This is a genomic window from Streptomyces sp. CNH287, from assembly GCF_000424825.1.
In genome coordinates, this window is record NZ_KE384253.1 from 66876 (window position 1) to 89994 (window position 23119).

A 23119-nucleotide genomic window follows, 5' to 3' on the forward strand; every position below is an offset into this window, starting at 1 on the left:
CTTACAGGCATTCTCCTCGCGCCCCTCCTCACTCCCCCAGCCTGGCCAGCACGGGCGGCGTGCGCTCGCCGCGCACCGTCATCATGGAGAGCACCGCGTGTCCGGGCGGCAGCTCGTTCGCCAGGTCGGAGGCGGACCAGCGCTCACGCTGCACGGTCCGCACGGTCACGGACTCCGCAGAGACGTACCTGCCCGTCGCGAGGCGTCGCACCGCGTGCATCACGCGGGTGAGGGGCTCGTCCGAGACCAGTTCGCGGTTGGTGACATCGCGGGTCTGCACCCACTCCGTCCCCCATACCTCGGCGAAGTGCTCGGCGTCCCACGGAGTCACCCCGGCGCACACCATCCGGCAGCCGACGGCGCCGAGCAGCGGGCCCCGCAGCGCGGAGGGCACTTCATCCAGCGCGCGGAGCGTGAGCAGCACGCCGGCGTGCGCCGAGCGCAGCCGCTGGATTCCGCGAAGAGCTTGCGGGGTGACCGTCTGCGCGGCGTCGTCCAGGACCAGGCAAGCGAACAACGACTGGTCGCCACGTGCCGCCACGCATTCGGTGAACTGGGCGAGCACCAATCGCGTGAAGATACGGGAAGCCTCCGCGTGGCCACGTTCCGGCAGATCGATCCGGACGCGCAGCGGGTGTTCCAGCGTGCGCAGGGAGAACGGGCGGTGCGCGCCGGGAGCGGTTTTCGTGCCGGAGGGAACGAAGAAGTCGGCGAACGCCGGGCGGTCCAGCAGTGCGATACGGTCCGCGAGCAGCGGGCCGGTGTCGCCCGAGCGGCCGGACTGCCGTTCATGCGCGTCCAACTCCCGGACCTGGGTATGCAGCCCGGCCTCCTCCAACGCGGCCCGCAGGCCGCCGAGAGCGGCTGGTGAGGCGTCCAGCAGCTCCCGCAGCTCCGGCACGTCCGGGAAACGCCCGTAGACGGCCTGGAAGGGGCCTATGAGCTGAGCCAGCGCCGTCGCCGCGCGGCGGCTGTCCCCTCCCGGCAGCGTCGCGGCCAGATCGCCCACCAGGGCCTCCGCCAGCATCCCGGCCGCCTCATCAGGGTCGGCGGAGCCGCCGTACAGGTCCAGCCCGTAGGCGGACTCGGGGCGGCCCAGGCGCACGACGACATCGAAGGCGTCGTCCGGGGCGAGCCGGGCACCGGCCGCGGTCACCGCGACGACCGCCGCCTGTCCCGCCAGCGCCTGCAGGCACAAGGACTCCACCACAGGCCGCACCAGCCTGCTGGACTTTCCCGAACCGGGTGGTCCGACCGCCAGGACCGAAGTCCCGAGCAGGGCCGGGTCGAGGGCCAAGCCGGCACCCCGGTAGTCGTCGGGGTTGCGCGTGGTGTCGGCGGCGGTGCCGATGCGGACCTGCCGCAGCGAGAGGTCGTGCCGGGCGGCGCGGACGGGGAGGTCGCGGTCGCCGGAAGGGTGGGCACAGGCGGCGGCGCCGTCCCGCAGAACGGCCTCGGTGAACGCGGGCAGCCGCCCCGCACTGGCCCGTACGGAATGCCACGCACGGGCGATGCGGGCGTGGTCGACGTCGCCCATCCGGCCGCTCCGGACCTCGGCGGCAAGCCGCTCCGCCACGTCCGGGGCACCGCCGGCGCGTACTTCGGGCCACTCGGCGGGGTCACTCTCGGGGGTCGCCGGCTGTCGTGGAGCCGCGACGGGAGGGCGGCGGCGGGCCAGCCGCGCGCGGGCACGGCGCCAGACCTCCTGCCAGTGGCCGATCCGGCCGAAGACGACCGCGATCCCCGCGAGGACGAGGCCGCAGTAGGCGTAGGAGACCAGACCCCAGAGATCCCCGGACCGCCCGCTTTCAGGGGTCAGGACGTCGAGCGGCCACAGCCAGTAGGGGCCCAGGTATCCGTTCCACAGCAGGGACCACAGGAGCCAGCCGATCAGGAACGAGACCACGGCGCCACTGATCAGCTGACGGGCCGGGGTGCGCTCGGGGTCCTGCGGCGGGCGCCGCTCGTATCCGCAGCGCCAAATGCCCGGTTCCGCCTCCGGACGGGGCATCCGCAACCAGTCGCTCAGCGGCGGGCCGGCGTTCGGAGCCTGCTCGGGCATCGGAGGCTGCCCGGCGGCCCGCGACGGAACTCGCGGAGGCGACGGCGGGGCCGCGGGAGGCGGGGGGCCTGCCGGCCGCGAGGCTGCCGGAGGGAGAGCCCCGTTCCGGGGCGCACCGGGCCGCGGCACGCCGTATCCGTAGGTGCCGCCCGGCTCCTGTCCACGACGGGCGGAGTCCATGTCCGTCAAGTGCCTCTACCTCTGCTCAGCCCACGAGTGTCACCGTCTGCTTACCCAATCTAGCGGCACAGTGCGCGAGTTACTCGATTCCCGAACCGCGCCGGAGAGGGCCGGGGTGCGCTGGTGCGGGTCTCGTACCGGCGTGGGCGGCCCCGTTCGGCGCGCGGTCAGGGGACGTTTCCTCGCGGCCTCCGGCCTGGCTCGTGAACGCCTATGTCCGCCGCGGCCAACACGACACGGCCACTTCTCCGCGACGGTGCATGTCTCCCCCCAGCACCTGCCCCTAGCCTGCGGAGAACGAGGCACACCACTTCCTCCCGAGGAGAGCGCTATGAGCACGATGACCGATGCGTCCGGAGGACCGGACCTCCCGCAGGAGCGCCGCATTGTCACCACGATCCCCGGGCCGAAGTCGCAGGCGCTGATGGCTCGTAAAGAAGCGGCTGTGGCCAGCGGTGTCGGCACCGTGATGCCGGTCTTCGCGCGGCGCGCGGGCGGTGGCGTCCTCGAGGACGTCGACGGCAACTCCTTCATCGACTTCGGCTCAGGCATCGCCGTGACCTCGGTGGGCAACAGCGCGGAGGCCGTCGTACGGCGCGCGAGCGCCCAGCTGGCCGCGTTCACCCACACCTGCGTCATGGTGACGCCGTACGAGCCGTACGTGGAGGTCTGCGAGCAGCTGGCGGAGCTGACCCCCGGCGATCACGCCAAGAAGTCCGCGCTCTTCAACTCCGGCGCCGAAGCGGTCGAGAACGCGGTGAAGATCGCCCGGGTGCACACCAAGCGTCAGGCCGTGGTGGTCTTCGACCACGGCTATCACGGCCGTACGAATCTCACCATGGCCCTCACCTCGAAGAACATGCCGTACAAGCAGGGGTTCGGGCCGTTCGCGCCCGAGGTCTACCGGGTCCCGGTCGCCTACCCCTACCGGTGGCTGACGGGGCCGGAGAACTGCGCCGAGGAGGCAGCGACCCAGGCCATCGACCAGATCAACAAGCAGGTGGGGGCGGAGAACGTGGCCGCCATCCTGATCGAGCCGCTGCTGGGCGAGGGCGGATTCATCGAGCCCGCGAAGGGCTTCCTGCCGCGGATCGCCGAATTCGCCAAGGCGAACGGAATCGTCTTCGTCGCCGACGAGATCCAGTCCGGGTTCTGCCGGACGGGCCAGTGGTTCGCCTGTGAGGACGAGGGTATCGTTCCGGACCTGATCACCACGGCCAAGGGCATCGCCGGAGGACTGCCGCTGGCGGCCGTCACGGGCCGTGCGGAGATCATGGACGCGGCCCACTCCGGCGGCCTCGGCGGCACCTACGGCGGCAATCCGGTCGCCTGTGCCGCGGCCCTCGGGTCGATCGAGACCATGCGCGAGCTGGACCTGCCCGCGCGTGCGCGGCGGATCGAGGAGGTCATGAAGCCTCGACTGCACAAGCTCGCGGAGCAGTACGGGGTCATCGGCGAGGTACGTGGTCGCGGGGCCATGCTGGCGATCGAGCTGGTGAAGCCGGGGAGCAAGGAGCCGAACCCGGAGGCGACCGCCGCGCTCGCCAAGGCCTGCCACCAGGACGGCCTGCTGGTCCTGACCACCGGGACCTACGGCAACGTGATGCGGTTCCTGCCTCCGCTGGTGATCGGCGAGGAGCTGCTGCACGAGGGCCTGGACATCATCGAGGGTGCGCTGGCCGGGCTCTGAGCACATCCGGTACCAGCGGGTCCCCCTCCGGAACGTGCGGGGTGAAGAGTGTGTGTGAGCCGCATGCTGGGACCGTGATCCCGCTGTCCGGCACACGCCGCCTGTCGTACCGTTCCAGCAGATGAACGCCGAGTCGCCTCTTCCCCAGGGTCGGCCCGGCCGTGCCCTCGCGCACGCACCTCACAGACCGGATGGCCGCTCGTCCCACACCCCCCGGGGCGTGCGGCGGTCCGGTCCAAGCGGCCGTCTCGGGACCCTCCCCCCGGTCCCGGGGCGGCCGCTCCTCGTCTGCGCCGTCTCCTCCCTTGTCGTCTTCCTGCTGCTCACGTGGCAGGTCGCCGTCGATGGACCGTTGCTCACTGCGGACCGGGCGCTGCGTGACTCCGCCCCGGACGGGGCACCGTCGGGCGGCCTCGTGGCCGCGGCGGCGCAGCTCTTCGCCGACCTCGGCGGCGCTCTGATCGCGCTGACGGTGCTGGCGAGTGGCGCCGCGGTGTTCGCGTACCGCCGGAGTTCTCCGGCACCGCTGGCTCTCGCCGCTCTCGCGGCCGTGGCCGTTCCGCTCCTGGTGCTGCCCCTGAAGTACCTCGTGGGCCGCTCGGGTCCGGATGGCGCGCCGCTGGGTGACTACGCGGGCTACTACCCCTCGGGCCACGCGGCGACGGCCGCGCTGGCGTACGGCGCGCTCGCGCTGCTGTACGACGGTCGGCGCCGGGCCCCGTACGCCGCGGCGGCGCTCCTGAACCTCGGGGTCGGCGCGGGACTCGTGCTGCGGGGGTACCACTGGGCCACGGACGTCGCAGCGAGCTGGGCGCTGGCAGTGCTGGTGCTCTGTGGGCTGGCGGCTCTGGGCAAACGCCTCAGCCGACACCGGCGATTCGCGCCGCGGCCTCGTGCATCGCCGACTCCAGGACCCCGGGATCAGTGAGTGTTCCGGAGCCGTCCGGCGGGATCAGCCAGCGCACACCCCCCGTCGTACGCCCGGGGTACGGCGCGACGATCCAGGTTCCGGGACCCGCGCCTCGCACTCCTGCCCCCAGCCAGTGGGTGACCGTGCCGGGCGGGACGAAGAATCCCAGCCGGGAGACCCCAAAGTCCGCGAGGACCGGGCCCGGCCGCTCCAGGCAGGCAGTCAGCACGTTCAGCGTGAGAGGGCCCAGGGCACCCGTCACGATCAGTACATCCCACCGCAGACCGGCGGGCAGCAGGGTCACACCGAGCGGACTCCGCTCCCAGTCACGTCGGCAGACCACCGGGTCGGCGGCCACGGAAGCCAGCCACTCGACGGGGCCGCCGGCCTCCGGTGTGCTGTTCATGGTCCGCCTCTCTGATGATGCGCTGTCACCACAGAGAGGGCTGTCGAGAAGAATCCTTACATCACTTCACCACTCGGCTTCTCGTGTCCCACGTCACAGCCGAAGAGGCGCAGGACGGGGCGCCCGACGGCGGGCCGCGGACTGTGCCCCTGCCCCCTTGGCCGGTAGCCGAAGCCGAGGGTGACCGGCGGACGGCCGGGCGGTGGCCGTGGCGCCAGGCCCCGACAGGGCGCACCGCTGGCCGTGCCGCCCCGTCGGCCACGTGGCGATCTGCGGGCACCCGCGGCGGGCGCCGACGCCCGATTACGATGACTCCAACCCCTCGTACCGGAGGCCCTAGTTGTCTGATCTGACCACCTTCATCGCCGGGCTCCCGAAGGCCGAGCTGCATGTACACCATGTCGGTTCCGCCTCCCCTCGGATCGTCGCCTCCCTCGCCGCACGGCACCCTGACACCCCGGTGCCCAAGGATCCGGAGGCACTCGCAGAGTTCTTCACCTTCCGGGACTTCGCGCACTTCATCGACGTCTACCTCTCGGTCGTCGACCTCATCAGGGATGCCGATGACGTGAGGCTGCTGACGTACGAGGTCGCCCGCGACATGGCCCGTCAGAACATCCGCTACGCGGAACTGACCGTCACGCCCTTCAGTTCGACCCGCCGCGGCATTCCCGACGCCGCGTTCGTCGAGGCCATCGAGGATGCGCGGCGCGGCGCGGAGAAGGAATTGGGTGTCGTGCTCCGCTGGTCGTTCGACATCCCGGGCGAAGCGGGCCTGGCGGCGGCGGAGGAGACGGCGCGCATCGCGACGGACACCCGGCTCGGCGCGGACGGCCTGGTCTCGTTCGGTCTGGGCGGCCCGGAGATCGGAGTGCCCCGCGCGCAGTTCAAGCCCTTCTTCGACCGGGCGATCGCCGCCGGCCTGCACAGCGTGCCGCACGCGGGGGAGACCACCGGGCCGGAGACGGTGTGGGAAGCGCTCACCTTCCTGCGGGCGGAGCGCATCGGGCATGGTACGAGTGCGGCCCAGGACCCGAAGCTGCTCGCGTACCTGGCGGAGCAGGGCGTCCCGCTGGAGGTCTGTCCGACGTCCAACGTCGCCACGCGCGCGGTCGAGACGCTGGACGAGCATCCGATCGGCACGATGGTCGGCGCCGGAGTGCTTGTGACCGTCAACAGCGATGACCCCCCGATGTTCGGAACAGATCTCAACACCGAATACGGCATCGCCGCACGGCTGCTGGGGCTGGGCCCACCGGGAGTGGCCGCACTGGCGAAGAACGCGGTCCAGGCGTCCTTCCTCGACACCCCTGGCAAAAACCGGCTCACGGCGGAGATCGACGTATACCTGTCGGCATGGCAGCAGCAGCGGTAACCGCCGTCGCGCACCGAGGCGCACCGTACGCCGCCCGGGAGAACACCCTGGAGTCCTTCCGCTGCGCGCTGGCGGCCGGAGCGGATGCCGTCGAACTGGACGTCCGACTCACCCGCGACGGCGTGCCGGTCGTGGTGCACGACCGCACTCTCCACCGGCTGTGGGGCCACGACGCGGCCGTCACAGGCATCACTGCTGCCCGCCTCCGCGAACTCACCGACGGCGGCGTGCCGACCCTGGCCGAAGCTCTGGCGGCGACGCGGCAGGTACGCACCCTGATCGATCTCCCGGACCCCACCGCCGGCCCCGCGACGGTGCACGCCGCACGGGAGGCCGGGGCGGCCGACCGCGTCTACTACTGCGGCGGACCAGTGGCGATGCGCACCGTACGGGCCGCCGATCCGCACGCGGAGATCGCCCTCACCTGGAGCCGCAGCGCGCCGATCAGAGCCTCCTTGCTGGCGGACGTGGAGCCCCGATGGCTCAACTACCGCTTCGGAGTACTCAGCGAGCAGCGGGTGGGGGGCGCGAAGGCGGCGGGCTACCGCGTCTCGGCCTGGACCCCGGACACGCGGTGGGCCATGCGGCGGCTGATCGCGATGGGTGTCCAGTCCCTGACCACCAACCGCATCGACACGCTGTCCGGCCTCCTCGGCCGCACCGTGCGGGGGACGTGATCCGCCCCCTGCGGTGCTGACCGCTGGTCCGACCGGTCCGGACCGAACGGCCCGGTCGACCCGCTCGCGTTCAGGACTGGTAGGGGTTCTGGCCCGGCTGACCACCCTGCTGGGGCTGGCCCGCGAACGGGTTGCCCGTGTTCTGGGGCTGGGCGGGCGCCTGCTGCTGGGGCGCGCCGTACCCCTGCGGCTGCGGCTGGCCACCCTGGGCGAGAAGGTGCTCGACGTTCTCCTTGCTCACTTCGCTCTCGGCGCCGCAGAAGGTGCACTGCATGGAGTGCTTCGCAGGTGCTATGGGGAAGAGCGGAATGAAGAAGAGGGAGAACTTCGTGACCCGCTTACGCAAGGCGTGGGCCGACGGATTGCCACAGAAGCCGCAGAGCAGGTTCAGCATCGCCAGCTGAAGCGTCTTCGAGGAGGTGCCAAAAATGATCACGGGATGATCGCCTTTCCGGGCATGTGCGGTAGCACATTCACTGAAGCACGGAGGTGGAGTGTGTCACGGGAGGCAGGAGCGGCGGTGAGGGCGCCGTCTTCGTGCCGCTCCGCCGGTACTGTGCGGACACCCCCTAGCCAACCATTCACCGCACTCCACCCGTCAAGGACCAGGCGTCACAACTCCGCTGCAAGCCGGGACAGATGCCCACCCCGGGGGCGGCCCTGGCCCTCAGCCCGCGCTTGCGTCCGCGCCGTACGGGGCGCGGCCCAGGCCGCCCGCCCCATCGGCGGAGAGACCGGGAAACCGTGCCCCGTACGGCGGCGTCTACAGCGCCGTCATCACATGCTTCACGCGCGTGTAGTCCTCAAGGCTGTAGGCGGAGAGGTCCTTCCCGTAGCCTGACTTCTTGAAGCCGCCGTGCGGCATCTCGGCGACGAGCGGGATGTGCGTGTTGATCCAGACACAGCCGAAGTCCAGCACCCTCGACATCCGCATCGCCCGCCCGTGGTCCGTCGTCCAGACGGACGAGGCCAGCGCGTACTCCACATCGTTCGACCAGGCCACCGCCTCCTCCTCCGTGGCGAAGGACTGGACGGTGATGACCGGGCCGAACACCTCGTTCTGCACGATCTCGTCGTCCTGCCTCAGGCCCGAGACGACGGTCGGGGCGAAGAAGTAGCCCTTGTCCCCCACGCGTTCACCACCTGCCTCCACCTTGGCGTGAGCGGGAAGCCGATCGATGAAGCCGCTGACCTTGGCGAGATGCGTGGCGTTGTTCAGAGGGCCGTAGAAGCAGTCCTCGTCACCCAGGTCGCCCGTCTTCACCTCGGCCGCGGCCTTGGCGAGCGCCGTGACGAACTCGTCGTGCACGGACTCGTGCACCAGTACACGGGTGGCGGCCGTACAGTCCTGTCCGGCGTTGAAGAAGCCGCCGTCCCGGATGCCCTCGACCGCAGTCGGGATGTCGGCGTCGCCGAAGACGACGCAAGGCGCCTTGCCGCCCAGCTCCAGATGGACCCGCTTCACGTCCTTGGCCGCGCTGCCGGCCACCTCCATTCCCGCCCGCACGGAGCCGGTAATGGAAGCCATCGCGGGCACCGGGTGCTCGACCATGAGCCGGCCGGTGTCCCGGTCACCGCAGACGATGTTGAAGATGCCCTGGGGCAGATCCGCCGCGGCGAGCACGCCGCCGATGATCTCCGCCATCAGGACGGTCGAGGCGGGGGTCGTGTCGGAGGGCTTGAGAACGACCGTGTTGCCCGCGGCGAGCGCCGGGGCGTACTTCCAGACAGCCATCATCATCGGATAGTTCCAGGGCGCGACCTGCGCGCACACGCCGACCGGCTCGCGACGGACGAACGAGGTGAGCCCGTCCATGTACTCGCCCGCGGACTTCCCCTCCAGCATCCTGGCGGCCCCGGCGAAGAAGCGGATCTGGTCCAGCATCATCGGCAGCTCCTCCTGCCGGGTCAGCTCCAGCGGCTTGCCGGTGTTCTCGCATTCGGCGGCCAGCAGCTCGTCCTGTCGCTCCTCAAGCGCGTCCGCGATCTTGAGGAGGGCGCGCTGCCTGGTGGCGGGAGTGGCGTCACGCCAGGCCGGAAAGGCGGCCTGGGCGGCGGACATCGCGGCATCCACGTCGGCGGCGGCGGACAGCGGGGCGGTCGCGTACGCCTCGCCGGTCGCCGGGTCGATCACCTCAGTCGTACGCCCGTCCGCGGCATCCCGGAACTCCCCGTCGATGTAGTTGCGCAGTCGACGCAGCTCGGCGGTCACTTCGCACCCTCCTGTCAGCTGTCCATCAGTTGAGACACATCCTTGGAGCCGCCAGCCTAACCACCGCGGCGGCCATCCCGAAGGGGCGCGCATCGCAGGGTCCGGGATGAGGCGTGCGGGAATGAGTCCATACGGAGGGAAGTGGGCCGCCCTCGCGCCGAGCCTCCGCGCACCGGCACCGCGGCTGTCCCTACGGTGCCAGTGACCAATACGCCCGACGGTCGTTCACCCGGCCGGGGGTAGGACGAGCGGAGCCGAGGTGAGTGGAGGTGCTGTGCATGGCTGCCCCGCCGGAGGACGACGTGCTCTGGGCACGCGGACTGCACTACGCGTACGACGGCTCCCCGGCCTTGCAGGGAGTCGGTCTCGGAGTGCGGGAGAGGGAGATCGTCAGCATCGCCGGCCCCCGCGGCAGCGGCAAGACCACCCTGCTGGCCTGCCTGTCCGGACGGCTCCTCCCCGCCACGGGCGAGGTCTGGTTCGGCAACGTGCCGGTGCACACGCTGGGGCGGTCGGGGCGCGAGCGGCTCCGTCGGGAGCACTTCGGCTGGATCGGCAGCGGGCCTGAGCTGGTCCCCGAACTCACCGCCTGGGAGAACGTCGCGCTGCCCCTGCTCCTGCGCGGTACGGGGCACCGTGCGGCGCGTACGGCGGCCCACGAGTGGCTTGAGCGGCTGGACATCGGCGGCTGCGCCCGCGTGCGCCCGGCAGGCCTGCTCCAGTCGCAGCGTCAACGGGTGGCCATCTCCCGAGCGCTGGCACACTCCCCCGCCGTCCTCTTCGCGGACGAACCGACCGCGCCCCTCCACCAGGTCGAACGGTTGCGGGCGCTACGCGCGCTGACCGCGGCGGCGCGGTCGCACGGCATCACGGTCGTACTCGCCTCCCATGACCCCGCTGCCGTCGCGACCGCCGCGGGCGGCGGTGACCCGGCCGCCCGCCTCCACGACTCCGCCGGGGCCATGCTGGTGGACCGATGTGTCGCGCTCGTCGACGGGCGGCGCCCCCAGGCAGCTCCCGCGCCCGAGCCGGAGGGCAGCGCCGAGTGCTCGCTCTCCGCCTAGTACGCGGCGCACCTCCGCCCGCTCTGGCCAGGAGGCTGCTGCTCACCTGCGCGACCGCCGGCATCGGCTTCCTCCTGCTGAGCACCCTCAGCTATGCCGCCGCTCATCCGCGTCACTCCGGCGACGCCCTCGTGCGGCTCCTGTGGTGCCTGACACCGCTGGCGGCGACGGTGCAGCTGGCTGTCGTCGGGGTGCGCACCGAGGCAGGGCCCAGATCGTTGTCCGCGCTGGACGCGGCGGGGATGGGTCCGGGGCGGCTGCCGGTGCTTGCGGCGTTCTCGACCGGCGTCGCGTCCGCGCTGGGCAGCGCTGTGGCGCTGCTGGCGTTCCTGCATCTGCGCGGCGGCCCGGGTTCGGTGCCGTTCCACGGCGCGGCGGCCGACGCGCTCTCCGCGCACCGGCCGCTCCCCGCGGGGGCGATGATGCTCCTGCTGTGCGTGGCCCCGTTCGCCGTGGCATCGGCGAGCGCGCTCACCGTCCGGCCGCGTTCGGAGCTGACGGAGAGCGGCGTACGGCGCGACGTGTGTGGCGCCTGGTCACCGCCTCACGCGGGACGACCCCCGATGCAGGCAAGCCTGCCCTGGGGCGCGGCGATCGCCGCGCTCGGCATCGCGATCAGCACGCTTGCGGGCCGCGCAACACAGGAGGGCGCGGCGAAGCCCGAACTGCTTCCACTGCCCGGCACCCTGGAGGGCAGCCCGCCCGGGGTGCTCGGCGGCTGGCTGCTGACGGCGCTGGGCCTGGTCCTGGCCGGGCCCGGACTCACCCGCCTGTCCGGGCGGCTGATCAGCGCGGGACGGCCCGGCGCCCTGCGACTCCTGTCCGGGAGAGTTCTCCAGGAAGAAGCCGAGCGCCTCGGCCGCCCCCTCGGCGTGCTCTGCGCCGTCGCCGCGGGTGCGCTCGCGGCGTTCGACCTGTACGGCGCGGCATCCGCCGACGGAGCGCGGGTGTTCGGGCCGCTGACCGTGCTGGGGACGCTGCTGATCGTGTCCTGCGCGACCGCGAGCGCGGTGACGGCGGTCACCGCGTCCCGAGCCTCGCGCGCCCCCACGAACAGGGTCCTTCTTCAGCTGGGTGCGCCCAGGTCACTGCTGCGCAGAGCGGCGGCGCTGCGGGGTGCGGTGCTGGTGGCCGTACTGCTGCCGCTGACCTGTCTCGTGGGCACGCTCGCCGCACTGCCCCTGAGCCAAGCCGCAGAGTGATCCGGGCCGCTCGTCCGGCCCCGGACACGCCGCGCCCCGCTCTCACGGCATGCTGCCCCTGGAGATTCCCGAACCGCCGCCCCGCACGGGGAGATCGGGACACTCGACGCCTTCGACCGAGTCCTCGCGAAGACGCGGTCCCTCTGCCAACTCCGGATACAATTCCTCGACCTCACCACCCGCACGGATGCCCCTGGCGGACGCCGACACCGAGGGCACCGTCTTCCTCGGGTGCCGGGTGCCGGGTGCCCGCCGACTCCGCCACGCGGGCGCAGGCAGGCGGTGCTCCGGTCTTCCCGGTCGCGCCCCGGTTGTGCCGTTCGGCCCGTACCGGGCCGCGCTCTACACGGCCGAGGAGCAGCAGCCCCGTCACGGAGACCACCAGCCCGGTGACGAGGACGGATCGCGCGGACTGCCTGGCGGTCAGCGCCGAGGCGACCACCGCTCGGGCCGCCACGACGAGGGGCATTGGCGAAGTAGAACAGCGCGCCGAAGGCACCGAACACCAGCAGGGCGGAGAGGTTCCCGGTGCGCATCGTCCGGAGCCGGAAGAGGGTCAGCAACATCATCGGCGCGGCGACCGGACACGGGACAGACGCCGGACACGGACAAGCTCCGGACGTGCCGAGCCTCCTGCCTCGGCAGCGGGCGGGCGGCGGGTGCTACGTACCGGGCAGCACCACGACGTCGCCCCCGGTGAAGCTGACCCCGACCTTCTCGTCCATCTCAGGAGCCGCCTGAAGCGTGGAGGTGGCCTCCAGACGGGGCCCGGTCGCGGGCTGAAGCAGCAGCGAGACGGCTGAGGTCGCCCCGCCGCGGAACGTTCGGCCGACGACCGTGCACGGCAAGCCTTCCCGCGGCCCCGACACCGCCAGGCCGGTCGGGCGGACCAGGAGGCGGCAGTCTCCGCCTGGAGTGCCGGCCGGGACCGGGACGGTGCCCCAGGGCGTCTCCGCCGTGTCACCACGCACCGTCGCCTCGACGACGTTCTCGAAACCGAGGAAGCGGGCCACGAATTCGGAGGCGGGACGCTGCCACACCTCGAGGGGGGAACCGGTCTGCGCGATGCGTCCGTCCCGCATGACGACCAGTCGGTCCGCCAGGGCGAACGCCTCCGTCTGGTCGTGCGTCACCGCGAGGACCGTGGTGCCCAGCCGGCGGAAGAGCTGCCGCAGTTCCACGAGAAGGCGCTCCCGCAGGCTGCGGTCGAGCTGGCCGAGCGGCTCATCGAGCATCAGCAGGCGCGGCTGCGGCGCCAGGGCGCGGGCGAGTGCCACACGCTGCTGCTCTCCTCCGGACAGGGATGCGACGGCGCGGCCACGGGCACCTGGCAGTCCGACCAGTTCCAGCAGTTCGGCCACGCGCCGTTCCACCTCCGCGCGCCCCGTACGGCGCATGCGGAGGCCGAAGGCGACGTTGCCGCCGACATCGCGCTGCGGAAAGAGCTGGTGATCCTGGAACATGAGGCCGAGTTGGCGCTTGTGCGCCGGAACGCCGCTCTGATCCTGCCCCGACAGCAGCACCCTCCCCGCGTCGAGCGGCTGAAGGCCGGCCACCACCCGCAGCAGAGTGGACTTGCCGCTTCCGCTCGGCCCCAGCACACAGACCGTCTCGTGGTCGGCGACCTCCAGGTCAACCGTGTCCAGGGCGGTGCGCGCGCCGAAACGGACACTCGCTCCTTCGAGTCGAAGCATCAGAACTCTCCTGAGCGATCGGTCCGCAGACGTTCGAGTACGAGCAGGGAGCAGGCGCAGACGAGCATCAGCACCGTGCTCAGGGCCATGGCCTGCCCGTAGTTGAGTTCTCCGGCGCGCCCCAGGAAGCGTCCGACGGCGACGGGCAGCGTGGGGCTGTCAGGGCGGGCGATGAAGATGGTGGCGCCGAACTCCCCCAGCGAGACGGCGAAGGCGAAGCCCGCCGCGATCAGGAGTGCGCGCCGTACGAGGGGCAGATCGACCTCGCGCCAGGCGCGCCACGGTGAGGCGCCGAGCACGGCAGCCGCTTCGCGGAGCCGGACATCGACCGCCCGCAGGACCGGAAGCATCGTCCGCACCACGAAGGGGACACCGACCAGGGCCTGGGCCAGCGGCACGAGAATCCAGGATGCGCGCAGATCAAGTGGCGGTTCGTCCAGGGCGATCAGGAATCCGAAACCGACTGTGACGGCCGAGGTGCCGAGCGGGAGCATCAGCAACGCGTCGAACCCCCGCACCAGTTTGCCTGCCCGGCGGGTGAGCGCGGCAGCAGCGAGGCCCCCGACCAGCAGGGCGATCAGGGTGGCCACAGCCGCGTAGGCGAGGGAGTTGCCGATCGCCTCGACGGGCGCGACCAGGAAGGTGCCGGTCTCGTCGACGGTCCCCAGGGCACGGTAGAACGTCAGCCCGTAACCGCCCGCCGAGGTGCGGAGCGAACGTTCGACCAGGACGCCGAGGGGCGCAAGTATCAGCAGTGCGATGACGGTCAGGACACCGCACAGCAGCGCCCACTGCCCCACGCCCCGAGGCCGGTGCGAGGTGTGTTCGGGGTCGACGAGCCGAAGCGCACTCTCCCGCTTCCGCACCGTCCACGCGTGCAGGGCAAGCAGCACAGTGACGGCCGCGAGCTGCACCAGTGTCAGCACCGCCGCGGTCGGCAGCTGGAGCAGACCGGCCGTCTGCCGGTAGATCTCCACCTCAAGCGTCGCGTGACGCGGTCCGCCCAGGATCTGGATGACTCCGAAGGAGGTGAAGGTGAACAGGAAGACCATCAGTGCCGCTGCGGCCAGTGCGGGGCCCAAGGCAGGCAGGGTCACCCGCCGCCAAGCACCGAAGCGGCTCGCTCCCAGCAGTCTGGCGGCCTCCTCCTGCCGCGGATCGAGCTGGGACCACAGCCCTCCGACGGTGCGTATGACCACCGCGTAGTTGAAGAAGACGTGTGCCAGGAGGATGGCCCAGACAGAGGTGTCCAGCCGTACGCCCCACAGCTCGTCGAGTACCCCGCCGCGGCCCAGCAGTCCGAGGAAGGCCGAACCGACCACTACTGTCGGCAGGACGAAGGGCACCGTCACCAGCGCGCGCAGCAGTTGCTTGCCCGGAAAGTCGAAGCGGGCGAACACATAGGCGCCCGGCAGGGCGATCAGCAGCGTGAGCCCCGTCGAGGCGGCGGCCTGCCAGAGGGTGAACCACAGGACGTGGAGCGTGGCGGAGTCGGTGAGCACGTCCGCGACACGGTGCGGTTGCCAGTGGCCGTCCGCTCGCAGGCCCCTGCCGACGATGGCGACGACGGGGTAGGCGAAGAAGAGCGCGAAGAAGACCACCGGCACGGCCATCAGGCCGAGCCGCACCACCGCTGCCCGGTGCCGCATCGAACCGCCGCGCGGGAGCGGCGGCGCCGGTGGCCCCGTACGGGGCTTGGTCGCCTCGTTCAGCACGGTATGCCGCTCACACGGTCACTTCAGCATGAGTGAGGTCCACGCCTTCACCCACTCGTCGCGGTTCTTCCCGATCCGGGCCGGCTCCATAGTGGCCGGATCGTCGATGGTCACGCCGTAGGTCGTGAACAGCTCCGGCAGCTCGGCCTCGGTGCTGGCGGGGTTGACGAACATGCTCAGCGGCAGGTCCTCCTGGAACGACCTGCTCAACAGGAAGTCCAGCAGTGCCTTGCCCCCCTGCACGTTGGAAGCGCCCTCGAGCAGCCCGGCGAACTCGATCTGCCGGAAGCAGGTGCCCTCGGCCACCCCCGTCGGAGCCTGCTTCGGCTGCGGGTCCTTGCCCACCACCTCGGCCGGCGGGCTGGAGGCGTACGACACGACGAGCGGACGGTCGCCCTTGCCCTTGCCCGCGCCGGAACCGCTGAAGCGCTCGGTGTACGCCTGCTCCCAGCCGTCGACCACCTCCACTCCGTTCTTCCGGAGCTTCTTCCAGTAGTCCTGCCATCCGTCGGCCCCGTACTCCCGCACCGTGGCGAGCAGGAAGCCCAGGCCCGGCGACGAGGTGCCCGCGTTCTCGGTGACCAGGAGGTTCTTGTAGTCGGGGTGGGCCAGATCGGCGAGGGTGCGCGGCGGCTCGAGCTTCCGGTCGGCGAAGTACTTCCGGTCGTAGTTGACGCAGATGTCCCCGGTGTCCACCGGCGTCACACGGTGCTTCCCCGCATCCAGCTGGAGCTTCTTCGGCACCTTGTTCAAGCCCTTGGCCTCGTACGGGGCGAACACTCCCTCGTCCAAGGGGCGGGAGAGGAAGGTGTTGTCCACGCCGAAGAAGACGTCTCCCTGCGGATTGTCCTTGTTCAGCACCGCTTGGTTGACGGCGGCTCCCGCATCACCACCGCGCAGTATTCGCACCTTGTAGCCGGTCTTCGCGGTGAACTCCCGCAGCACCTTCTTGGAGACCTGGAACGAGTCGTGCGTGACCAGCGTGACGCTCTTCGCCCCGTCACCCCCCTGGTCTCCGTCGGAGCCTCCGCAGGCGGCCAACAACGGAAGACCCAGGGCAACGGTGAGTAGGGCGATAGCGGACTGCTTCATCGGACTGCCTTCGGGTACGGAAGTACGCGGGCACGCGGGCAGCACGAGAGGAGGTCCGAACTTCCTACCCAGCATGACCTGGGCGAGGTTCGAGGGTCTGCGGCCGATACTGCCGCACTCTCAGCGCTGCTCGCGCTCCCCTGTCGGTTCTACATAAACGTTCTTTCGAACAGTACCAGTCCGCCCGGCCGGCCTTCCCCGGGTCAGCGCTCGGTAGCGGCCAGCTGGCCGCAGGCACCGTCGATCTCCTGGCCGCGAGTGTCGCGCACGGTCACCGGCACGCGGTGCGCCTCCAGTGCCCGTACGAACTCGCGCTCGTCCTCCGGGCGGGAGGCCGTCCACTTGGAGCCGGGGGTGGGGTTCAGCGGGATCAGGTTGACGTGGACGCGCTTGCCCTTGAGGAGTCGGCCGAGCAGGTCGGCCCGCCATGCCTGGTCGTTGATGTCCCTGATCAGCGCGTACTCGATGGACACGCGCCGCCCCGAGCGCTCGGCGTACTCCCAGGCCGCGTCCAGGACCTCGCGCACCTTCCACCGGGTGTTCACCGGGACGAGGGTGTCTCGCAGCTCGTCGTCCGGTGCGTGCAGGGAGACGGCCAGCCGGCAGGTGAAGCCCTCGTCGGCGAAGCGCCGCATCGCCGGTACCAGACCGACCGTGGAGACCGTGATGCCGCGCTGCGAGATGCCCAGCCCGTCCGGTTCGGGATCGGTGAGCCGCCGGATCGCCCCGACCACCCGCTTGTAGTTGGCCAGGGGCTCCCCCATGCCCATGAACACGATGTTGGACAGCCGCGCCGGGCCGCCCGGCACCTCGCCGTCCCGCAGCGCCCGCATCCCGTCGACGATCTGGTGGACGATCTCGGCGGTCGAGAGGTTGCGGTCCAGCCCTGCCTGGCCGGTGGCGCAGAACGGGCAGTTCATGCCGCATCCGGCCTGTGAGCTGATGCACATGGTGACCCGGTCGGGGTAGCGCATGAGCACCGATTCGACGAGCGTCCCGTCATGCAGCTTCCAGAGAGTCTTCCGCGTGGTGTCCTCGTCGCAGCTGATGTGCCGTACGACACTCATCAGCGACGGCAGCAGTTCCGCCGCGAGCTTCTCGCGGGCAGCCGCCGGAATGTCCGTCCACTCCGCCGGGTCGTGCGCGTAGCGGGCGAAGTAGTGCTGCGAGAGCTGCTTGGCACGGAACGACTTCTCGCCGAGCGCGGCGACCGCCTCGCGGCGTTCACCGGGGTCGAGGTCGGCCAGGTGCCGCGGCGGCCGGGTGGCCCCGCGCGGCGCGACGAAAGTGAGTTCTCCGGGTACAGGCATGATTCCTCAAGTGTCGCAGACCCGCGGCGGAGCCCCGTACCGCACTGACCCCGCCCCGGTACGGCTCCGCGCCGTACGCCGCGCCGACGGCGCACGCACGCGCCGCGGCCGCACCGTACGGGGCCGCATCGGCCCCAGACCGCGGCCGGCCGGGTCAGCCGGACCCGACGAAGACCACCAGCAGAAGCCACACCACCGGCGCCGTCGGCAGTATGGAGTCGAGCCGGTCCATGATTCCCCCGTGACCCGGCAGCAGGGTGCCCATGTCCTTGATGCCCAGGTCCCGCTTCATCATGGATTCCCCGAGATCGCCGAGGGTGGCGCTGACTGCCACGGCCAGGCCGAGAACGAGCCCCTGCCACCAGGTGCCGTCGTCGATCAAGAAGTGCATGCACAGCGCTCCGGCCGCCATCGCGAACGCGACGGCGCCGAAGAGCCCCTCCCGTGTCTTGCCGGGACTGATCCTCGGTGCGAGCTTGCGTGAGCCGAAGCGCCACCCGACCGCGTACGCACCGGTGTCACTGACGACGGTCAGCAGCAGGAAGGTGAGAACCCTCCAGGCGCCGTCGTCGGCAGCCAACATCAGCGCCACGAACGTGGCCAGGAACGGTACGTAGAACGCCGCGAAGACGGCCGCGGTGACATCCCGCAGGTACTGCTCTGCCGCGTCCGTCATCCGCCAGACCAGCACCGCGAGCGCCGTCAGGGCCATCGCCACCCAGGCGCCCTCCGCCCCCCGTACGTAGCCCGCGACCACCATCGCGGCGCCGCCCAGGGCGAGCGGCACGAGCGGAACCCGGATGTCCTTGCGTTCGGCGAGCCGGGAGGTCAGCTCCCAGAGACCGACGACGACGGCCACGACGATCACACCGACGAATGCCGGCTTGTAGACGAAGAGCGAGGCGATGATGACGGCGCCGAGCCCGAGACCGACCCCTATCGCGGCGGGCAGGTCACGCCCGGCACGCTTCTTTCCCTCCGCACGCGCGCCCGCACGGTTGCCCGGAGCTGGCGCCTGCGGCGGCTCACCGGAACCGCGCGGCAGGGCGCCGCCCGCGTCGTCACGGCTGCCGTGCTCACCCGGCGCCTGTTCACCCCGGCCGCGGCCACCGGGGTCGGCGCCGGGGTCCGGGCCGGGACGGGCGCGGGGACGGAAACGAGGATCGCCGGGCTCGGGTGCTCCCGGGTCAGGCACGATGGGCATGGGCCGAGTCTGCGACGTGGCCGCCGGGTCGACGCCTAGGCGCGCGGAAGCCGACCCGTCGCTTAGCTGGGCGGGCCCCCCCGGGCCGGGGGGCCCCGGACGGCGCGGGTTCCAGTGGCCCACGCGCGGCGGCGGGGCCCCTTGGGATGAGTCAGTCACGGGTAACAGCCTCAGACCTCGAGCAGCTCGGCTTCCTTGTGCTTGAGCAGCTCGTCAACCTGCCCGACGTACTTCGCGGTGGTGTCGTCGAGTTCCTTCTCCGCACGGCGGCCCTCGTCCTCACCGACCTCGCCGTCCTTGATGGCCTTGTCGATGGTCTCCTTGGCCTTGCGGCGTACGCTGCGGATCGAGATCTTGGCGTCCTCGCCCTTGGTCTTGGCGACCTTGATGAACTCCCTGCGGCGCTCCTCGGTCAGCTCGGGCAGGACCACCCGGATGAGATGCCCGTCGTTCGACGGGTTGACGCCGAGATCAGAGTCCCGGATCGCCTGTTCGATGTTGCGCAGCGCGGTCTTGTCGAACGGCGTCACCACGGCCATGCGCGGTTCGGGCACGGAGAAGGACGCCAGCTGGTTGATCGGCGTCATCGCACCGTAGTACTCCGCCACGATCTTGTTGAACATCGCCGGGTGCGCACGGCCGGTGCGGATCGCGGCGAAGTCCTCCTTGGCGACGACGACCGCCTTCTCCATCTTCTCCTCGGTCTCGAGGAGGGTCTCTTCGATCACCATGTGCTCCTGGTTTTTCGATGAATGAGCCTGAAACTGCATTCTTCCGGGAACACCCCCCGGACGTCCGCAGTGCCCTGATTCCTGCACGGTGTCCGACCGGCAGGCTGTTGTCCATCCCCGTACGGCGCTTTCCAACGGCACGCTGCCGCAGGCGAATTCGGTCGGCCGGCGAGCAGCTCAGTCGCGGGTGCCCTGGCTGCTCACCAGCGTGCCGATCTTCTCACCCTTGACCGCCCGACCGATGTTGCCCTCGGCCAGCAGTTCGAAGACCAAAATCGGCAGCTTGTTGTCCCGGCAGAGGGTGACCGCGGTGGCGTCGGCGACCTTCAGGTCCCTCGTAATGACCTCGCCGTATTCCAGCGCGTCGAACTTCACGGCGGACGGGTTCTTCGCCGGGTCGGCGTCGTACACGCCGTCCACGCCGTTCTTGCCCATCAGCAGCGCCTCAGCGTCGATCTCCAGAGCACGCTGTGCGGCCGTCGTGTCAGTGGAGAAGTAGGGCATGCCCATGCCCGCACCGAAGATGACGACGCGGCCCTTCTCCAGGTGTCGCACGGCCCGCAGCGGGATGTACGGCTCCGCGACCTGCCCCATGGTGATGGCGGTCTGGACCCGGGAGTCGATGCCCTCCTTCTCCAGGAAGTCCTGGAGGGCGAGGCAGTTCATGACCGTGCCGAGCATCCCCATGTAGTCGGAACGCGCCCTGTCCATGCCGCGCAGCTGGAGCTCCGCCCCGCGGAAGAAGTTGCCGCCACCGATCACGACGGCGATCTCGGCCCCCTCACGCACGACGGAGGCGATCTCCCGCGCCACCTTGTGCACCACATCGGGGTCGACCCCCAATCCCCCGCCTCCGGCGAATGCCTCGCCTGAGAGTTTCAGCAGAAAGCGACGCCGGCTGCCGACTTTGTCGGTGTCATTGCTCATGGAGATCTCCTCGTGCATACGAAGGAGGCCATTGCCTCTGGACCCTCTCGGCTCCTCGTGGCAATGGCCTCCTCGTCAGAACTGCCGTGTGCCCGACCCTAGCGGGTCCCCGTCCGGTCCGCGGATGAGGTGGGGCGGCGTCGCGTACGGTCAGGCGCCGACGCGGAAACGGGCGAAGCGCTTCAGCTTGACTCCGGCCTCGTCCAGCACCTTCTGCACGGACTTCTTGTTGTCCTTGGCGAACGGCTGGTCCAGGACGACGTTCTCCTTGAAGAAGCCGTTGACCCGGCCTTCCACGATCTTCGGCAGGGCCTGCTCGGGCTTGCCCTCCTCACGCGCGGTCTCCTCCGCGATGCGGCGCTCGTTCTCCACCGTCTCGGCGGGAACATCCTCGCGGGAGAGGAATGTCGGCGCGAACGCGGCGATGTGCTGCGCGACGTCCTTCGCAATGGAGGCCTTGGCGGCGTCGTCCGCGGACGGAGCGTCCAACTCGACCAGCACGCCGACCTGCGGGGGCAGATCAGGGCTCGTCCGGTGGAGGTAGGCAGCCACGTACCCGCCGGAGAACTGCGCGAAGCGGTCCAGGACGATCTTCTCGCCGAGGGTCGCGTTGGCCTCGTCGACATACGCCTGGACGGTCTTGCCGCCCTCGATCTCGGACGCGAGCAGAGCCGCGGTGTCGGCCGGACCGGACGCGGCGACATGCGCGGCGATCGCGTCGGCGACGGCGACGAACTTGTCGCCCTTGGCGACGAAGTCGGTCTCGCACTTGAGCTCGACGAGCACGCCCGAGGCGTTTCCGTCGGCGATGAGGGCGACGACCGCGCCGTTCGAGGCGGTGCGCGACTCGCGCTTGGCGACGCCCTTCTGGCCCTTGACCCGGAGGATCTCGACGGCCTTGTCGACGTTGCCCTCGGCCTCGTCCAGCGCCTTCTTGCAGTCCATCATGCCGGCGCCGGTGAGCTCGCGCAGCTTCTTGACGTCAGCGGCGGTGTAGTTCGCCATCCTTCTTTCCTTCTGTGCACTGGGCCCCGCACCATGCTGAGCACCGGGCGGGGCTGATCCGTATGAGGGTCGCTGGAGCGGCCGGACGAGCGGGCCCGGGCACAGGTGACGGGACGTCACAGTGTGCCCGCGTGCCTGCTCGGACGAGCCGGACCGGATACGCCGGGCGGCGGTGGGAGGAGCCTCTCACCGCCGCCCGGCGCGTATCACGCGTCTTCGGCGGGCTTCTCTGCGGCCTGGGGCTCGGCAGCGGCCTCGGCCGGCTTCTCCTCCGCCGCGGGTGCCGCAGCCTCCGGCTCAGCCGCGACGGCCTCGGGGGCCGCCTCGGCGGGCTTCTCCTCCGCCGCGGCCTCGTCGGCCTTGGGGCCTTCGGCCTTCTCGCCCTCGAGCAGCTCCCGCTCCCACTCGGCCAGCGGCTCACCGGCGGCCTTCTCGCCCTTGCCCTCCGAGGAGCCGGCGGAACGGGCGATGAGGCCCTCCGCGACGGCGTCGGCGATCACTCGGGTGAGCAGGGTGACGGAACGGATCGCGTCGTCGTTGCCCGGGATCTTGTAGTCGACCTCGTCCGGGTCGCAATTGGTGTCGAGGATCGCGACGACCGGGATGTTGAGCTTGCGCGCCTCGCCGACGGCGATGTGCTCCTTCTTGGTGTCCACGATCCAGACGGCGCTGGGCACCTTCTGCATCTCGCGGATACCGCCGAGGGTCTTCTCCAGCTTGGCCTTCTCGCGGGAGAGGACGAGCAGCTCCTTCTTGGTGAGGCCGGAGGCGGCCACATCCTCGAAGTCGATCTGCTCCAGCTCTTTCAAGCGCTGCAGGCGCTTGTACACCGTCGAGAAGTTGGTGAGCATGCCGCCGAGCCAACGCTGGTTGACGTACGGCATCCCCACGCGGGTGGCTTGCTCGGCAATGGCTTCCTGGGCCTGCTTCTTGGTGCCCACGAACATGATGGAGCCGCCGTGAGCGACGGTCTCCTTGACGAACTCGTAGGCGCGGTCGATGTACGACAGCGACTGGAGCAGGTCGATGATGTAGATGCCATTGCGCTCGGTGAAGATGAAGCGCTTCATCTTCGGGTTCCAGCGACGGGTCTGGTGCCCGAAGTGGACGCCGCTTTCCAGCAGCTCCCGCATCGTGACGACGGCCATGGCCGTTCTCCTTGAGGTACTCGGTTGTTTCGCGACGCCCGCGCGGACGCCGCATGCCTGACGCCCCTGACGCGCTGTGCCCGGGAAGCTCTCCTGAGAAAGCGTCCGGGGACCGAGGTACGCGGCCACCGGGCGAGGGTGGCGGGGCGTGCGAAGTCGATCCGGTGACCCGGATCGCCACCAGAAGTGTACGGGACCCGCCGGGCCGCGCGCGACGGCGCCCGGCGGCGGACGGCGCGCCGTGCCGGGACCTCTCACGCGGCACCCGTCCGGCAGGTACGACACGTCAGGGTGACGGAGATATCCACAACCGATCAGTAGTCCACCGGATCTCATCATGATCCCCCGCGGGACGCCGCACCCGTCACCGTGAGCCCATGAACACACGACGGTACGTATGCGCAGGGCTGGCGGCGGCCATGGTGACGACGGCGCTGCTCGTGGCCGCGGCGTCGCGGCCCGAGGGCTCGCCGGAAACGCCCCCGGATGCGGTCGCCGCGGGTTCGAGCAGCGTC

20 protein-coding genes are annotated in these 23119 nt (G+C 70.7%); 6 read left to right on the forward strand and 14 right to left on the reverse strand.

Going from position 1 to position 23119, the window contains the following annotated elements:
- Positions 1-28: 28 nt before the first annotated feature.
- On the reverse strand, positions 29-2242 hold the full coding sequence (locus H299_RS36990; protein ID WP_486587502.1) for a type IV secretory system conjugative DNA transfer family protein: 2214 nt from the start codon (positions 2240-2242) through the stop codon (positions 29-31).
- Positions 2243-2582: 340 nt separating this feature from the next.
- Between H299_RS36990 and gabT the strand changes: the two genes are divergently transcribed.
- Together gabT and H299_RS36995 are read left to right on the forward strand one after the other, a co-directional pair.
- Positions 2583-3932 (forward strand): 4-aminobutyrate--2-oxoglutarate transaminase, encoded by a 1350-nt coding sequence (gabT, locus tag H299_RS0129790; protein ID WP_027751415.1) that lies wholly within the window; start codon positions 2583-2585, stop codon positions 3930-3932.
- Between the two features lie 352 nt (positions 3933-4284).
- On the forward strand, positions 4285-4860 hold the full coding sequence (locus H299_RS36995; protein ID WP_486587488.1) for a phosphatase PAP2 family protein: 576 nt from the start codon (positions 4285-4287) through the stop codon (positions 4858-4860).
- Here the strand turns inward: H299_RS36995 and H299_RS38785 are convergent.
- Positions 4793-5248 carry a hypothetical protein gene (locus H299_RS38785; RefSeq protein ID WP_078513153.1) on the reverse strand — a complete coding sequence of 152 codons (456 nt, stop codon included), beginning with the start codon at positions 5246-5248 and terminating at the stop codon, positions 4793-4795. The genes H299_RS36995 and H299_RS38785 overlap by 68 nt on opposite strands.
- 340 nt (positions 5249-5588) lie before the next feature.
- On the opposite strand from H299_RS38785, the gene H299_RS0129800 reads away from it, so the two are divergent.
- The gene (locus H299_RS0129800; RefSeq protein ID WP_027751416.1) at positions 5589-6623 is read left to right on the forward strand and encodes an adenosine deaminase; all 1035 of its coding nucleotides are present in this window, start codon (positions 5589-5591) and stop codon (positions 6621-6623) included.
- Complete coding sequence (locus H299_RS0129805) at positions 6605-7300, forward strand: glycerophosphodiester phosphodiesterase (protein ID WP_037761413.1); 696 nt, start codon at positions 6605-6607, stop codon at positions 7298-7300. Before H299_RS0129800 ends, H299_RS0129805 begins: the two co-directional genes overlap by 19 nt.
- Before the next feature lie 70 nt (positions 7301-7370).
- Here the strand turns inward: H299_RS0129805 and H299_RS0129810 are convergent, their stop codons facing one another.
- Together H299_RS0129810 and H299_RS0129815 are read right to left on the reverse strand one after the other, a co-directional pair.
- Positions 7371-7736 (reverse strand): zinc-ribbon domain-containing protein, encoded by a 366-nt coding sequence (locus tag H299_RS0129810; protein ID WP_027751418.1) that lies wholly within the window; start codon positions 7734-7736, stop codon positions 7371-7373.
- A gap of 327 nt (positions 7737-8063) precedes the next feature.
- Complete coding sequence (locus H299_RS0129815; RefSeq protein ID WP_027751419.1) at positions 8064-9512, reverse strand: gamma-aminobutyraldehyde dehydrogenase; 1449 nt, start codon at positions 9510-9512, stop codon at positions 8064-8066.
- Positions 9513-9790: 278 nt separating this feature from the next.
- Here H299_RS0129815 and H299_RS0129820 point away from each other — a divergent pair, with 278 nt between their 5' ends.
- Together H299_RS0129820 and H299_RS0129825 are read left to right on the forward strand one after the other, a co-directional pair.
- Positions 9791-10576 carry an ATP-binding cassette domain-containing protein gene (locus H299_RS0129820; protein ID WP_027751420.1) on the forward strand — a complete coding sequence of 262 codons (786 nt, stop codon included), beginning with the start codon at positions 9791-9793 and terminating at the stop codon, positions 10574-10576.
- Positions 10558-11778, forward strand: a complete 1221-nt coding sequence (locus H299_RS0129825; RefSeq protein ID WP_027751421.1) for a hypothetical protein — start codon at positions 10558-10560, stop codon at positions 11776-11778. The genes H299_RS0129820 and H299_RS0129825 overlap by 19 nt, the downstream gene beginning before the upstream one ends.
- A gap of 172 nt (positions 11779-11950) precedes the next feature.
- Here H299_RS0129825 and H299_RS0129830 read toward each other — a convergent pair whose 3' ends face one another.
- The 10 genes from H299_RS0129830 to rpsB form a co-directional block, all read right to left on the reverse strand.
- A complete protein-coding gene (locus H299_RS0129830; protein WP_027751422.1) occupies positions 11951-12247 on the reverse strand; it encodes a hypothetical protein in 297 nt (98 codons plus the stop codon).
- Between the two features lie 193 nt (positions 12248-12440).
- Entirely contained in the window at positions 12441-13472 is a 1032-nt protein-coding gene (locus H299_RS0129835; RefSeq protein ID WP_037761416.1) for an ABC transporter ATP-binding protein, read from the reverse strand.
- Complete coding sequence (locus H299_RS0129840; protein WP_199782535.1) at positions 13472-15121, reverse strand: ABC transporter permease; 1650 nt, start codon at positions 15119-15121, stop codon at positions 13472-13474. The genes H299_RS0129835 and H299_RS0129840 overlap by 1 nt, the downstream gene beginning before the upstream one ends.
- Positions 15122-15205: 84 nt before the next feature.
- Positions 15206-16279, reverse strand: coding sequence for a thiamine ABC transporter substrate-binding protein (locus tag H299_RS0129845; protein WP_027751425.1), 1074 nt, complete (start codon positions 16277-16279; stop codon positions 15206-15208).
- 203 nt (positions 16280-16482) lie between these two features.
- Complete coding sequence (gene rlmN, locus H299_RS0129850; protein ID WP_027751426.1) at positions 16483-17589, reverse strand: dual-specificity RNA methyltransferase RlmN; 1107 nt, start codon at positions 17587-17589, stop codon at positions 16483-16485.
- Between the two features lie 154 nt (positions 17590-17743).
- A complete protein-coding gene (locus tag H299_RS0129855) occupies positions 17744-18952 on the reverse strand; it encodes a phosphatidate cytidylyltransferase (protein ID WP_027751427.1) in 1209 nt (402 codons plus the stop codon).
- Between the two features lie 11 nt (positions 18953-18963).
- Positions 18964-19521, reverse strand: a complete 558-nt coding sequence (frr, locus tag H299_RS0129860) for a ribosome recycling factor (RefSeq protein WP_027751428.1) — start codon at positions 19519-19521, stop codon at positions 18964-18966.
- 180 nt (positions 19522-19701) lie between these two features.
- Entirely contained in the window at positions 19702-20469 is a 768-nt protein-coding gene (gene pyrH, locus H299_RS0129865; protein WP_027751429.1) for a UMP kinase, read from the reverse strand.
- A gap of 132 nt (positions 20470-20601) precedes the next feature.
- A complete protein-coding gene (gene tsf, locus H299_RS0129870; RefSeq protein ID WP_027751430.1) occupies positions 20602-21456 on the reverse strand; it encodes a translation elongation factor Ts in 855 nt (284 codons plus the stop codon).
- 206 nt (positions 21457-21662) lie between these two features.
- Positions 21663-22604, reverse strand: coding sequence for a 30S ribosomal protein S2 (gene rpsB, locus H299_RS0129875; protein ID WP_027751431.1), 942 nt, complete (start codon positions 22602-22604; stop codon positions 21663-21665).
- Positions 22605-23119: the final 515 nt, after the last annotated feature.

What these genes read in the sequence shown, in the direction of transcription:
- H299_RS36990 (WP_486587502.1), bottom strand. Translation starts at nt 2,242, where the DNA reads ATGGACTCCGCCCGTCGTGGACAGGAGCCGGGCGGCACCTACGGATAC.
- gabT (WP_027751415.1), top strand. Translation starts at nt 2,583, where the DNA reads ATGACCGATGCGTCCGGAGGACCGGACCTCCCGCAGGAGCGCCGCATT.
- H299_RS38785 (WP_078513153.1), bottom strand. Translation starts at nt 5,248, where the DNA reads ATGAACAGCACACCGGAGGCCGGCGGCCCCGTCGAGTGGCTGGCTTCC.
- H299_RS0129805 (WP_037761413.1), top strand. Translation starts at nt 6,605, where the DNA reads ATGGCAGCAGCAGCGGTAACCGCCGTCGCGCACCGAGGCGCACCGTAC.
- H299_RS0129820 (WP_027751420.1), top strand. Translation starts at nt 9,791, where the DNA reads ATGGCTGCCCCGCCGGAGGACGACGTGCTCTGGGCACGCGGACTGCAC.
- H299_RS0129830 (WP_027751422.1), bottom strand. Translation starts at nt 12,247, where the DNA reads ATGCCCCTCGTCGTGGCGGCCCGAGCGGTGGTCGCCTCGGCGCTGACC.
- H299_RS0129835 (WP_037761416.1), bottom strand. Translation starts at nt 13,472, where the DNA reads ATGCTTCGACTCGAAGGAGCGAGTGTCCGTTTCGGCGCGCGCACCGCC.
- H299_RS0129840 (WP_199782535.1), bottom strand. Translation starts at nt 15,121, where the DNA reads ATGCGGCACCGGGCAGCGGTGGTGCGGCTCGGCCTGATGGCCGTGCCG.
- H299_RS0129845 (WP_027751425.1), bottom strand. Translation starts at nt 16,279, where the DNA reads ATGAAGCAGTCCGCTATCGCCCTACTCACCGTTGCCCTGGGTCTTCCG.
- rlmN (WP_027751426.1), bottom strand. Translation starts at nt 17,589, where the DNA reads ATGCCTGTACCCGGAGAACTCACTTTCGTCGCGCCGCGCGGGGCCACC.
- pyrH (WP_027751429.1), bottom strand. Translation starts at nt 20,469, where the DNA reads ATGCACGAGGAGATCTCCATGAGCAATGACACCGACAAAGTCGGCAGC.
- tsf (WP_027751430.1), bottom strand. Translation starts at nt 21,456, where the DNA reads ATGGCGAACTACACCGCCGCTGACGTCAAGAAGCTGCGCGAGCTCACC.
- rpsB (WP_027751431.1), bottom strand. Translation starts at nt 22,604, where the DNA reads ATGGCCGTCGTCACGATGCGGGAGCTGCTGGAAAGCGGCGTCCACTTC.